The sequence below is a fragment of the Streptomyces pratensis genome (assembly GCF_016804005.1).
Lineage (GTDB): Bacteria > Actinomycetota > Actinomycetes > Streptomycetales > Streptomycetaceae > Streptomyces > Streptomyces pratensis_A.
In genome coordinates this window covers 5,581,342-5,593,844 of sequence record NZ_CP051486.1, presented here as the reverse complement: position 1 = coordinate 5,593,844, position 12,503 = coordinate 5,581,342, and the positions used below count along the sequence as shown (strand labels likewise).

Here is a 12,503-nt window from a genome sequence, read left to right as displayed (position 1 = left end):
GTGATCAGCCTTCCTGGAGGGTGGTGAGGCCGTGCGAGATGAAGACGGGGACCAGGTCGCCGATGCGGTCGAAGCCGGCACCGACCGTCTGGCCCAGGGTGTAGCGGTAGTGGATGCCCTCGAGGATCACGGCGAGCTTGAACCACGCGAAGGCCGTGTACCAGGAGATGGCGGAGGTGTCGCGGCCGGAGCGGGCGGCGTAACGCTCGATGAGCTCGGCGGGGCCGGGGTGGCCCGGGGCACCGCTGGTGGTGGAGACGGGTGACTCGGGCAGGCCCAGGTCGGAGCTGTACATCACGAGCAGGCCGAGGTCCGTGAGCGGGTCGCCGAGCGTGGACATCTCCCAGTCCAGGACCGCCTCGATCCGGTCGTCCCCGCCGATCAGCACGTTGTCCAGGCGGTAGTCGCCGTGGACGACGGTGGGCGCGGGGGAGGCGGGGAGCTCCCGGCCGAGCGCGGCGTGCAGCTCGTCGATGCCGGCGAGCTCACGGTTGCGGGAGGCGTCCAGCTGCTTGCCCCAGCGCCGCAGCTGCCGGTCCAGGAAGCCGTCCGGACGCCCGAAGTCACCGAGACCGACGGCCGCCGGATCCACGGCGTGCAGGTCCACCAGGGTGTCCACGAGACCGAGGACGACGGCCCTGGTGCGCTCCGCGCCGAGCGGTGCGAGCTGGTCGGCGGTGCGGTAGGGCGTTCCCTCGACGTACTCCATGACGTAGAAGGGCGAGCCGATCACCGCGTCGTCCTCGCAGAGCAGGAGGGTCTCCGGCACCGGGACCGCCGTGGAGTGCAGGGCGCTGATCACCCGGTGCTCACGCTTCATGTCGTGCGCGGTGGCGAGCACGTGTCCCAGCGGAGGCCTGCGCACCACCCACCGCCCGGAGCCGTCGGTGACGACGTAGGTGAGGTTCGAGCGTCCGCCCTCGATCACCCGTGCGTCGAGCGGTCCTTTCACCAGCCCCGGCCGCTCACGGTCGAGATGGCCGCGCAGCAGGTCGAGATCGAGACCTGGCGGGTGGACTGGGCTCATGGGGCGCACCTCCGGGAGGTTGAACGGTCGGGACCATGATGCCGACCAGTCGGTATGTCGTCCAGTGTCCTCCCGGAATCCGAGAAGTGATCTCCGGCTCCCCGCCCCGGGCGGGCCCCGGCACTCCGGGCACGACCCGAGGACCCCGCTGCCGCCCTTCGAGGTGACCACGGCCTGAGTTGCGGGCGCCCCGGCCCGCCCTGATCGTCGGAGGATGAAGGCGATCAGCTACAGCAGATACGGCTCGGCCGACGTACTGGAGTACGGCGAGCGGCCCGACCCGAACGTCGGGCCGGACTCGGTCCTGGTGAAGGTGCGGGCGGCGGCGGTGAATCCCGTCGACTGGAAGGCCCGGGAGGGCTATCTCCAGGCGGGGCTGGAAGCCGTGTTCCCCGTCATCCCCGGCTGGGACGTCTCCGGTGTCGTGGTCCAGCCGGGCGCCGCCGTGGACGAGTTCGCGGTGGGGGACGAGGTCATCGGCTATGTGCGAGAGGACTTCCTCTCGCGCGGAACCTTCGCCGAGTACGTCGCCGCACCCGTGCGCACCCTCGCACGCAAGCCCTTGAGTCTGAGCTTCGAGGAGGCGGCGGGCCTCCCGCTGTGCGGTCTCACCGCCTACCAGGTGCTGTACCGCACCCTGAAGGTCCAGGAGGGCGAGACCGTCCTCGTGCACGCGGCCGCCGGAGGGGTCGGTTCGCTCGCCGTCCAGCTCGCCAGGCACGCGGGCTGCCGTGTCGTCGGCACGGCAGGACCCCACAACCACGACTACGTACGACAGCTGGGCGGCGAACCGGTGGAGCACGGCGACGGGCTGGCCGCCCGCCTCAGGGCCCTTGTCCCCGACGGCTTCGACGCGGCCTTCGACACCGTGGGCGGGGAAGCGCTCCGGATCTCCGCCGACACCCTCGCGCCCGACGGCCGGCTCGCCTCCATCGCCGACGGCGAGGTCTTCTCGTACGGGGGGCGTTACGCCTTCGTACGGCCCGACGCCGCGGACCTCGCCCACCTCGCCGAACTCGCCGAGCAGGGCATCGTCTCCGTCCACGTGGACCGGGTCTTCCCGCTGGAACAGGCCGCCGACGCGTACCGGCTCAACCAGGAGGGGCGCACCAGGGGCAAGATCGTCGTCACGGTGGCCTGGGAGGACTGAGAGCCCCGGACCGGTCAGAACAGCGTCGCGACGGCGAACACCGCGAGCGCGACCGTGCACGCGGCGGACGTCAGCGCGTGGCGCGGCGACAGCGGGGCCGGCCGCGACGTCCCCATGCCCGTCACACGCCGGTGCGCCACCACGAGGAAGCCCAGCCAGGCCAGCAGGCTGAGGGCCACCGCGAGCATCCCCGCCCCGGCCGGCCCGCTGCGGAGTGCCTGCCGGACCGCGAGCACGGCCACCACCGTGCAGGCGAGGGTCGTGCGGCGCCAGGCCAGCCGTGTCCGCTCCGGCTGGAGGCCGGGATCGCGTTCCCCCGTGGTCACCGGCCCTCCCAGCCGAAGAGGACCACCACCACCATCGCGAGCGCCACCACGGCGACCACGAGGCTGAGCAGCACGGGGAAGCGCGACACGGGCAGATCCTCCCCACGGCGCATCGCCCGCTCGCACCGCACCCAGTGGTTGACGGCCCGCAACGCGCAGAGCACCCCCGCCGCCAGCAGACCCAGTGCCAGGCCGGCCCGGATGCCCCAGGCCAGCCCCGGCAGGAACTGGTCGACGGCGAAACCGCCGCCGATGAGCGCGAGGGCCGTCCGGATCCAGGCCAGGAAGGTGCGCTCGTTCGCGAGGGAGAAGCGGTAGTCCGGGGTGTCGCCCTCCTCGCGGACCCGCTCCGGGGCGAACCACAGCCGCAGTCCGCGCGTGAACTCGCTCATCCGGTGGTCCCCGCGCGGCCGCCGGCCCGGAACTCCCGCAGACGGTGGTAGGTCTCCAGGCCGTCCGGCACCCACGTCCAGTCACCGAGCCGGTCCTCCAGCTCGGCGCCGGTCAGGAAGGTGTGCCAGTCGACCTCCTCCGCCTGCGGCCGTACCGGCAGCTCGCAGCGCACCTCGTACACGTACGACCACCAGCTGTGCAGCGGACTCTCGTAGAGGTACTTGAAGAGCGGTGCGGGCCGGGGGAGGCCGGAGACACCCAGCTCCTCCTCGGCCTCCCGCAGGGCCGCCTCCTCGTACGACTCACCCGCGCCGACGACCCCGCCGACGAACATGTCGTAGTGCGAGGGGAACACCAGCTTCGTGGCCGTCCTGCGGTGCACGAACACCCGGCCCGCCGCGTCCCTGGCCTCGATGAAGACGCAGCGGTGGCGCAGCTTGCGCGCCATCGCCTCGCCGCGGGGCGCCTGCCCGACGACGACGTCGTTCTCGTCGACAATGTCCAGGATCTCGTCAGCCGGAGTCATGGGGCCCATCCAACATCAACCGGTCCGCGGCCGTTGAACCGTGTCGCTCCTTCCCCTCCGGCATCGCCGGGTGCAGTCCCAGGAGCACGATCCCGGCCACGATCGCGGCCAGCCCCACGGCCTGCCAGGCCAGGGCGCCCGTGTCGGTGCGCACCTGGTCGCCGAGGAACCCGATACCGCAGACGATGCCCGCCAGTGGCTGCGCCGCGGTCAGCGCGGGGAGGGACATCCGCAGCGGGCCCGCCTCGAACGCGCTCTGGACCAGGAGCAGGCCGGTCACCCCCAGGACGAGGACCGAGTACGGCTGCCAGCCCGAGAGCAGCGCCGCCCAGCCGCCGTCGGCAAGCCGCTCCCCGCTGACCCTGGTCAGGGCGTCCTGCAGTCCGTAGAGCAGCCCCGCCGCCAGACCGAGCAGGACAGGGGCTCCCCGGGTCCGTGGATGCCTGGCGGAGGCGGTCAGGATCATGGCGAGCCCCGCCACGACACCGATCACCAGCCAGTGCCGCAGGGGCGCCGTCACCGCCTCACCGCCGCGAGGCTCGCCGGCCAGCAGGAACGCGGTGACGCCGCCCGCCAGCAGGCAGAGGCCTCCCCAGCCCTGCCGGCCCAGCGGCTGGCCCGTGCGGTAGCGCGAAAGCGCCATCGCGAAGAGCAGGTTGGTCGCCAGGAGCGGTTCCACGACCGAGACCTCGCCCTGGCCGAGTGCCAGGGCACCGAGAACCATGCCGCAGACCATCAGGCCCAGCCCGGCCAGCCAGCTCGGCACCCGCATCAGGTCGAGGAGCAGCCGGGGGGAGAGGAAATCGCTCAGGGGCGCGCGGCGGGCGGCGTCCTGCTGGAAGACGAATCCGAAGCCCAGGCAGCAGGCGGCGCCCACGGACAGCAGGAGTACCAGCACCGACACGGTCCGACGATAGCCCGGCGGCCCGGCGGGATCGGTGAGGGCGCCGCCGACCGGACGGTTGACGTGGACGCGGCCCGTACCCAAGATCTGACCCACAAGTAACTTCGTCTGCCCGCGCCCGCCGCTGCCCGCACCGCCCCGAAGGATGGAAACCCATGGCGTACGACGCTGATGTGATCGTGATCGGGGCTGGGCTCGCGGGGCTGGTCGCCACCGCCGAGCTGCTGGACGCGGGCCGCACGGTGATCCTGCTCGACCAGGAACCCGAGCAGTCCATCGGCGGGCAGGCGCACTGGTCCTTCGGCGGGCTCTTCCTCGTCGACTCGCCCGAGCAGCGCCGGCTGCGGATCAAGGACAGCCACGAACTGGCCCTCCAGGACTGGTACGGCACGGCGGGCTTCGACCGCGACGAGGACCACTGGCCACGGCAGTGGGCCGAGGCGTACGTCGACTTCGCGGCAGGGGAGAAGCGGTCCTGGCTGCACGAGCGGGGTGTGCGGTTCTTCCCCGTCGTCGGCTGGGCCGAACGCGGCGGCTACGACGCGAACGGCCACGGCAACTCGGTCCCCCGCTTCCACATCACCTGGGGCACCGGCCCCGGCGTCGTCGCCCCCTTCGAGCGCCGGGTCCGCGAAGGCATGGCGAAGGGCCTCGTCCAGGCGCGCTTCCGCCACCGGGTCACCGGCCTCGGCCGCTCGGCGGGAGCGGTGGACACGGTCACCGGCGAGGTCCTCGAGGAGAGCGGTGCCGAGCGCGGCACCGCGAGCAGCCGTGAGGTCACGGGTGCCTTCGAGCTCAGGGCCCAGGCCGTGATCGTCACCTCCGGCGGCATCGGGGGCAACCACGACCTCGTGCGCTCCCAGTGGCCCGAGCGGCTGGGCACGCCGCCCGAGAAGATGCTCTCCGGGGTCCCCGCGCACGTCGACGGGCTGATGCTCGGCATCGCCGAGAAGGCCGGCGCGCACCACATCAACCGCGACCGGATGTGGCACTACACCGAGGGCATCGAGAACTGGAACCCGATCTGGGACAAGCACGGCATCCGGATCCTGCCCGGCCCGTCCAGCCTCTGGCTGGACGCCCGAGGCAAGCGGCTGCCGGTCCCGCTCTTCCCGGGCTTCGACACGCTGGGCACCCTCGAACACATCATGGGATCCGGTTACGGCTACACCTGGTTCGTCCTCGACCAGAAGATCATCGGTAAGGAGTTCGCCCTCTCCGGTTCCGAGCAGAACCCGGATCTGACCGGGAAGTCCGTGCGCGACGTGATCGGCCGGGCGCGCGCCGACGTCCCCGGGCCCGTGAAGGCGTTCATGGACAAGGGCGTGGACTTCGTCGTCGAGAAGGACCTCGGCGCGCTCGTACGGGGGATGAACGCCCTCACCGGCGAACCGCTCATCGACGAGGACGCCCTGCGCCGCGAGATCACGGCCCGCGACCGTGAGATCGCCAACCCCTTCACGAAGGACCTGCAGATCACGGCGATCAACGGCGCCCGCTCCTACCTGGGCGACAGGCTGATCCGCACGGCGAAGCCGCACCGCATCCTCGACCCGGCCGCGGGCCCGCTCATCGCCGTACGGCTGAACATCCTGACCCGCAAGTCCCTCGGAGGGCTGGAGACGGACCTCTCCTCCCGCGTCCTGACCGGGGACGGTTCCCCGCTGCCCGGGGTGTACGCGGCGGGGGAGGCGGCGGGCTTCGGCGGCGGCGGGGTCCACGGATACCGCTCCCTGGAGGGAACGTTCCTCGGTGGCTGCATCTTCTCGGGCCGCACAGCGGGCCGTGCGGCGGCGAAGGCGATCGGCTGAGCGCGGTCGCCTGGGCGCCGCCTGGGAACGGGCGGGGGCTTCGGCGCGGGTGCCCGGGCGCGGCGCTTGAGGGTGTCCCCCGAGGGCGGCTGCCCGGGCGCGTCCGCCTTCCGTTCTGACGCGGACGGCCCGTCAGACCCCGGAGCGCAGTCGCGGCCCGGCACCGAGGTGTGCCGGGCCCGGACAGGATCCGAGCTGCGGCCCGTCGCTCCCCGGCCCGGCGTCAGGCGAGCCGCTCCACCACCCGGAAGCGCTCCACCACGATCATCGTGCCGTCGTCGACGGTGAACGACGGGTCCCCCAGGGCCTCACGCATCTCCTCGCCGTGCCAGAACGCCTCGTGCCCCGCCCGCCACTCCGCGACCGACGCGTATCCCTCTCCCTCGTCGAGCGCGTGCCGCAGCCCCACCGAGCCCAGCGGCAGGACCCGTACCTCCGTGAGTTCGACCACGGCCACCTCCCGGCCGTCGGAGTCGATGAGTGCGGACCGCTCGCCCACGGGAGGGAGCTCCTCCCGCTCCACCTCGTACTCCACGAGCAGTCCGGACGTGCTGACCTTCTCGCCCGACAGGACGGCCGCCACCAGCCGGTCGCGCAACGGCCCGGGGAACGCGAGGAGGAAGGGCTTGAGCGGCTCAGGTGTCTCCATGGCAGGCAGTGTGGCACGCGTCACCCCTGCCTCGCCCGTCACATCCGCAGGCGCCTCGCGAGCTGCGCGAATGGTTCAGTCCATACGCTGTGAGAGATCAACTGTGCGGTGCGTGAGCAGAGTTGGGGCAGAAGTGCCCTTGACTGGAAGCATTGCCTACCGCTTTGCTGTGCGCGATCGTCTGATCGCACACAGCGTCGAAATGTGCTGTTGTCATGTCGAAGTTGAAAAGGAAGCCTGCGGATGTCTCCGCCTCCGCCGCCCCTGGGCCGTTCCCGTCGCAGGGCCGGACGCTCGGACCACGCCTTCGACCCGGCGCTCGACGACAGCGAACTCATCGACGTGAGAAGCCAGTTCGCCCAGGGGCGCTGGCCCAGGGCCCGCTCCCTGCTCGTCGCGACGGGCTCCGACTGGGACCGGCGCGGCCATCGGCTCCTCGCTCTCGCCGCCGTCCCGTCCGCCGTCGGCTGGGCCCGTGACTGGCTGCTGGCCGAACCGGAGAGCTCCGACGCGGCGACTCTGCTCGCCTGCGCCACCGTGGCCCGCGCCCGGCACCCCAAGGCCGACGCCGCCGAACCCGGCCGCGCGCGCGAGGCCTGCCTGGCCGCAGCGGCACTCGACCCGGCCGACCCCACCCCCTGGCTCGGTCTGATGATCCTGGAGCGCACGCACGGAACCCACGAGGAGGCCGCCGCACACTTCGAGGAGATCCGCGCCCGCCACCCCGAGCACCACCACGCCCACCACCTCATGACGGCGGGGCTCGCCGAGGTGAACCCCGAGAGCGACCCGCTCCACGCGGTGTACGACTTCGCCGCGTGGGCGGCGGAGCAGGCCCCGGCCGACTCGCCGCTCGCCGTGCTCCCCGTGGTCGCACACGCCGAGCGCTACCGCGTCCTGGTGACGGCCGGTGCCGTGCCCGACGATCCGGCTGCCTCGGGCCACTGGTCGGGGCGGCGGGCCAGACAGGTGATGAAGGCGGCTTTCGACTGGTGGCTCGAATGGGAACGCGAGGACCACCCCCGCCACCGCGCCGACCTCAACTTCCTCGCCCACGCCAAGATCTGCGAGGGCCGCCCCGCCGAGGCCGCCGCGCTCTTCCACCGCATCGGCCCCCACGCGACGGAGGCCCCGTGGTCGTACGCCGGCCGCGACCCGTACCCCGAATTCCTTGCCGCGCGCACCCTCGCGCTCGGTGCCCCCTGACGCACGTTCTTATCGACGAAGGGACCAACCCCGCCATGTCGACGGGCAGAACAGACACGAGCGAGACCGGCACCGGCAGGACGGCCGGGGACACCGGCGGGATCAACACCTACAAGGGCGAGGAACGCGCGCTGCGCGCAGGCCGGCTCGGCACCCCCGGCCTGCTGCTGTCCGTTCTCGCCGCCAGCGCCCCCCTGATGGTGGTCGCGGGGGTGATGCCCACGGTCTTCGGAGTGATGGGCATCGTCGGGCAGCCCCTTCTCTACGTCATCCTCGGCATCGTCCTGATGCTGTTCGGTGTCGGCTACGCGGAGATGAGCCGGCACGTCCACAACGCCGGTGCCTTCTACGCCTACATCGCCCGCGGCCTCGGCCCCACGGCCGGTGCGGGTGCCTCGCTCGTCGCACTGGTCGCCTACAGCGCCATGCAGGTCGGCATCTACGGCATCCTCGGCTTCGAGGTCTCGGGGCTGTTCGCCACCTACCTCGACATCGACCTCCGGTGGTGGATCCCCGCCCTGTTCGCCGTGGCGCTCGTCGGCGTACTGGGCTGGCTCAAGATCGACCTCAACGCCAAGGTCCTCGGTGTGCTGCTCGTCGTCGAGTGCGCCCTCGTCGTGATCTTCGACATCGCCGCCGTCAGCGACCCCGGCCCCGAAGGTCTGTCCCTGCACGCGTTCAACCCCGAAACCCTCACCGGAGCCGGCCTGGGCACCGCGCTCTGCTTCTGCATCGCCGCGTTCGTCGGCTTCGAGCAGGCCCCGGTGTACGCGGAGGAGACCAGCCGGCCCCAGATCGTCGTGTCCCGCGTGATGTTCCTGGCGGTGGGCTACGCCGCGCTGTTCCTCGCGGTCAGCTCCTGGGCCCTGACCGTCGCCGCGGGGCCCTCCTCGATCGCGGGCACCTCTCTCGAGCAGGGCCCGGGGATGCTCTTCGGCCTCACCGAGGAGCGGCTCGGCACGACCTTCACCGACGTCCTGCACGTCCTCTTCGTCACGGGCATGTTCGCCGCGCTGCTCAGCTTCCACAACGTGGTCGCCCGCTACGCGTTCGCCATGGGCCGCGAAGGGCTGCTGCCCGCGGGCTTCGGCCGCACCAACAAGGCCAGCGGGGCCCCTGCCACCGGCTCCATGCTGCAGTCCGCGGTGAGCGTCGTGATCGTGCTCGCCTTCGCCGTCACCGACGACAGGCCGGTCGGCGACCCCACCGCACCCGTCCTGCACCTGTTCACCTGGATGGGCAATGTCGGAGCGCTCGGCGTCATCGTGCTGATGGCGGCGGCCTCCTTCGCCGTCATCGCGTTCTTCGTGCGGCGCGGCGCCGGGCGGGTGCAGGCGCCACGGCTCGTCGCCTCCGGACTCGCGGGCCTCGCACTGCTGGCCATCGCCGTCTTCACGGTCCGGGACTTCGACGTCCTGGTCGGCTCCGGCCCCGGCTCGGCGCTGAACTGGCTGCTGCCCGGCGTCATCGTGCTGGCCCTCGCCGGTGGTCTGGCCTACGGGGCGGTACTCCGCCGCACCCGGCCCGAGGTCCACGCGAGGATCGGTCTCGGGAACGAGGCGTTCCAGCTGGAGAAGGCGGCGGAGGGCGAGGCCGTTCCACGCTGACCCCCGGACACGGCGGAACGCCGGCGCCCCCGTCCACGGGGCCGCCGGCGTTCCGCCGTGTCCTTGCCGGCTACAACACCAGCGACAGCAGCATGATGAAGCCCAGCGCGACGACGGAGATGATCGTCTCCATCACCGACCAGGTCTTGATCGTCTGCGGGACGTCCATGCCGAAGTACTCCTTCACCAGCCAGAATCCGGCGTCGTTCACATGGCTGAAGAAGAGCGAGCCCGCACCGATGGCGAGGACGAGCAGCGCGACGTGCGTGGTCGACAGGTCGGCCGCGAGGGGGACGACCAGACCGGCCGCCGAGATGGTGGCCACGGTCGCCGAGCCCGTCGCCAGCCGGATCGCGACGGCGATCAGCCAGCCGAGCAGCAGGGCGGGGATCGACCAGTTCTCCGAGAAGTCCAGGATCATCTGGCCGACACCGACGTCGATGAGGGTCTGCTTGAACCCTCCGCCGGCGCCCACGATCAGGAGGATGCCCGCGATCGGGGCGAGCGACTTCTCCACGGTGGAGGAGAGCCGTCCCTTGGTGAACCCGGCCGCGCGGCCCAGGGTGAACATGCCGACGAGCACGGCGGCGAGAAGCGCGATCAGCGGCGAGCCGATGACGTCGGTGACCCGCTGGACCTGGTTCTCGGGGTCGTCCACCACGATGTCGACGAGCGCCTTGACCAGCATCAGCACGACGGGCAGCAGGATCGTCGCCAGGGTCGCCCCGAAGCTGGGACGGCGGTCCAGCTCCTCGGAGGGACGCTGGGGAATCATCTTCTCCGGTGCCTCGATGTCCACCCAGCGGGCGGCGTATCGGGAGAAGACCGGGCCGGCGATGATCACGGTCGGGATGGCGACCAGTACGCCGAGGGCCAGCGTGACACCCAGGTTGGCACCGAGGGCGTCGATCGCCACCAGCGGGCCGGGGTGCGGGGGAATCAGTCCGTGCATCACGGAGAGTCCGGCGAGCGCGGGGATCCCGATCCGCATCAGGGAGTAGTTGCCGCGCTTGGCGACCAGCAGCACCACCGGAATCATCAGCACGATTCCGACCTCGAAGAACAGCGGAAGCCCGATGATCGAGGCGATCAGAACCATCGCCCACGGCATCGCGCGGCCGCTCGTCCTCGCGAGGATCGTGTCGACGATCTGGTCGGCGCCGCCGGAATCGGCGAGGAGCTTGCCCAGGATGGCGCCGAGGGCGATGAGGACACCGACACCCGCGACGGTCGAGCCGAGGCCCGCGGTGAAGCTGGTGATCGTCTTCGCCGGATTGGCACCGGCGAACGACCCGAGGGCGAGCGAGCCGATGGTCAACGCGAGGAACGCGTGCATCTTGAGCTTGGTGATGAGCAGGACGATGACGGCGATGCCCGCCAGGACGGCGATGCCCAGCTGTGCGTTGCCGGCCGAAGTGATGGGTTCGACGGCATCCGCTGCCAGCATCTCGACGCTGAGACTGGTCACGGTGGTGATCCTTAGTTCGCGAGCCGGCGCAGCGCGGCGACGGCCCGTTCGGTGATTTCCTCAGGAGTGCCGGACACGTCGACGGCGACGCCCGCTTCGTCGTCCTGCAGCGGCTGCAGGGTCGCGAACTGGGAGTCGAGCAACGCGGTCGGCATGAAGTGGCCCTTGCGGTCCGCCATGCGGCGTTCGATGAGGGCGCGGTCGCCGGTCAGATGCAGGAAGACGGCACCGGGAGCCCCGTCCCGCAGCCGGTCGCGGTAGACGCGCTTGAGCGCCGAGCTGCTGACGACGCCGCCGAGCCCCGCCCGGCCGTGCGCCCACTGCCCGATCGCATCCAGCCACGGCCAGCGGTCGTCGTCGTCCAGGGGCGTGCCGGCGGACATCTTGGCGATGTTGGCCGGCGGGTGGAAGTCGTCGCCCTCGGCGTAGGGGACGCCGAGTGCGTCGGCGAGCAGGGGGCCGATCGTGGTCTTGCCGGTCCCTGCTACGCCCATCACCACGACGACGTGGGGGGTGCTCATTGGTGCCTCGCTGTCTTCATCGACATCGGTCCGTCGACATCGGTCCGTCGCGCTACTGAAACCCATTACATACGACTTATTCAAGACGCTGTGACATAAACGTCGTACTTTTTGTTCCCGTGGGCCGCCCCGTAGGCTTGTGCGCATGACCACACCTGCCCAGGGGCTCCATACGCATGTGCTGGACACCCTGGGTCTGGAGATCGCGGCGGGGGACTCCCCGCCCGGCCTGGTCCTGCGCACCGACGAGCTGGCCCAGCGCTTCGACGTGTCACGCACCGTCGTACGCGAAGTGATCCGCGTCCTGGAATCCATGCACCTCGTCGAGTCCCGGCGCCGGGTCGGGGTGACCGTGCGGCCCACCGAGGAGTGGAACGTCTACGACCCCCAGGTCATCCGCTGGCGGCTCGCGGGCGCCGACCGGCCCCGGCAGTTGCGCTCCCTCACCGTGCTGCGGTCCGCCGTCGAACCCGTCGCCGCGGGCCTCGCCGCCCGGCACGCCACCGCCGAGCAGTGCGCCGCACTCACGGAATGCGCCCTCGGCATGGTCGCGACCTCGCGAGGCCAGCAGCTGGAGGGCTACCTCCGGCACGACATCGCCTTCCACCGCATCGTGCTCAACGCCTCCGGGAACGAGATGTTCGCGCGGCTCGGCGACGTCGTCGCCGAGGTCCTCGCCGGCCGTACCCACCACCAGGTGATGTTCGAGGACCCCGACCCCGCCGCCGTCACGCTCCACGTCCGGCTCGCCGAAGCCGTACGCGAGGGGGACGCCGAGGGGGCGGAACGGCTCACCAAGGAGATCGCGGTCGGCGCGCTGCACGAACTGGACGTACTCGCTCCGTGAGCGGCTTCCCGCCCGGGTACGGTGGGCGGGTTCGATCTTTGGAATGACGGGGCAGTCGGGATGGGAGA

At 71.4% G+C, this 12,503-nt stretch carries 13 protein-coding genes; 5 read left to right on the top strand and 8 right to left on the bottom strand.

Features of this window, described 5'->3' with window-relative positions:
• Positions 1–4: 4 nt before the first annotated feature.
• A complete protein-coding gene (locus tag HED23_RS22940; protein ID WP_203185262.1) occupies positions 5–1,027 on the bottom strand; it encodes a phosphotransferase family protein in 1,023 nt (340 codons plus the stop codon).
• Between the two features lie 214 nt (positions 1,028–1,241).
• Between HED23_RS22940 and HED23_RS22935 the strand changes: the two genes are divergently transcribed.
• Positions 1,242–2,177: an NADP-dependent oxidoreductase gene (locus HED23_RS22935; protein WP_203185261.1), complete on the top strand. Its 936-nt coding sequence runs from the start codon at positions 1,242–1,244 to the stop codon at positions 2,175–2,177.
• Between the two features lie 14 nt (positions 2,178–2,191).
• Here the strand turns inward: HED23_RS22935 and HED23_RS22930 are convergent, their stop codons facing one another.
• The 4 genes from HED23_RS22930 to HED23_RS22915 are packed head-to-tail and all read right to left on the bottom strand — an operon-like array spanning position 2,192 to position 4,326.
• Complete coding sequence (locus HED23_RS22930; protein WP_203185260.1) at positions 2,192–2,503, bottom strand: DUF202 domain-containing protein; 312 nt, start codon at positions 2,501–2,503, stop codon at positions 2,192–2,194.
• Positions 2,500–2,895 carry a YidH family protein gene (locus HED23_RS22925; protein ID WP_203185259.1) on the bottom strand — a complete coding sequence of 132 codons (396 nt, stop codon included), beginning with the start codon at positions 2,893–2,895 and terminating at the stop codon, positions 2,500–2,502. The genes HED23_RS22930 and HED23_RS22925 overlap by 4 nt, the downstream gene beginning before the upstream one ends.
• Positions 2,892–3,422 (bottom strand): NUDIX domain-containing protein, encoded by a 531-nt coding sequence (locus tag HED23_RS22920; RefSeq protein ID WP_203185258.1) that lies wholly within the window; start codon positions 3,420–3,422, stop codon positions 2,892–2,894. The genes HED23_RS22925 and HED23_RS22920 overlap by 4 nt, the downstream gene beginning before the upstream one ends.
• Positions 3,409–4,326, bottom strand: a complete 918-nt coding sequence (locus HED23_RS22915; protein WP_203187601.1) for a DMT family transporter — start codon at positions 4,324–4,326, stop codon at positions 3,409–3,411. The genes HED23_RS22920 and HED23_RS22915 overlap by 14 nt, the downstream gene beginning before the upstream one ends.
• Positions 4,327–4,481: 155 nt before the next feature.
• Between HED23_RS22915 and HED23_RS22910 the strand changes: the two genes are divergently transcribed.
• Positions 4,482–6,137, top strand: a complete 1,656-nt coding sequence (locus HED23_RS22910) for an FAD-binding dehydrogenase (protein WP_203185257.1) — start codon at positions 4,482–4,484, stop codon at positions 6,135–6,137.
• A gap of 223 nt (positions 6,138–6,360) precedes the next feature.
• Here HED23_RS22910 and HED23_RS22905 read toward each other — a convergent pair whose 3' ends face one another.
• Positions 6,361–6,786, bottom strand: coding sequence for an ASCH domain-containing protein (locus HED23_RS22905; protein ID WP_203185256.1), 426 nt, complete (start codon positions 6,784–6,786; stop codon positions 6,361–6,363).
• 243 nt (positions 6,787–7,029) lie between these two features.
• On the opposite strand from HED23_RS22905, the gene HED23_RS22900 reads away from it, so the two are divergent.
• Together HED23_RS22900 and HED23_RS22895 are read left to right on the top strand one after the other, a co-directional pair.
• Positions 7,030–7,992, top strand: coding sequence for a hypothetical protein (locus HED23_RS22900; protein WP_203185255.1), 963 nt, complete (start codon positions 7,030–7,032; stop codon positions 7,990–7,992).
• A 35-nt stretch (positions 7,993–8,027) separates the two neighbouring features.
• The gene (locus HED23_RS22895) at positions 8,028–9,599 is read left to right on the top strand and encodes an APC family permease (RefSeq protein WP_203185254.1); all 1,572 of its coding nucleotides are present in this window, start codon (positions 8,028–8,030) and stop codon (positions 9,597–9,599) included.
• 70 nt (positions 9,600–9,669) lie between these two features.
• Here the strand turns inward: HED23_RS22895 and HED23_RS22890 are convergent, their stop codons facing one another.
• Both HED23_RS22890 and HED23_RS22885 read right to left on the bottom strand, forming a co-directional pair.
• Positions 9,670–11,067: a GntP family permease gene (locus HED23_RS22890; RefSeq protein ID WP_203185253.1), complete on the bottom strand. Its 1,398-nt coding sequence runs from the start codon at positions 11,065–11,067 to the stop codon at positions 9,670–9,672.
• An 11-nt stretch (positions 11,068–11,078) separates the two neighbouring features.
• Positions 11,079–11,588, bottom strand: a complete 510-nt coding sequence (locus HED23_RS22885; protein WP_203185252.1) for a gluconokinase — start codon at positions 11,586–11,588, stop codon at positions 11,079–11,081.
• A gap of 145 nt (positions 11,589–11,733) precedes the next feature.
• On the opposite strand from HED23_RS22885, the gene HED23_RS22880 reads away from it, so the two are divergent.
• Positions 11,734–12,435 (top strand): FadR/GntR family transcriptional regulator, encoded by a 702-nt coding sequence (locus tag HED23_RS22880; protein WP_203185251.1) that lies wholly within the window; start codon positions 11,734–11,736, stop codon positions 12,433–12,435.
• The last annotated feature ends 68 nt before the right edge of the window (positions 12,436–12,503 follow it).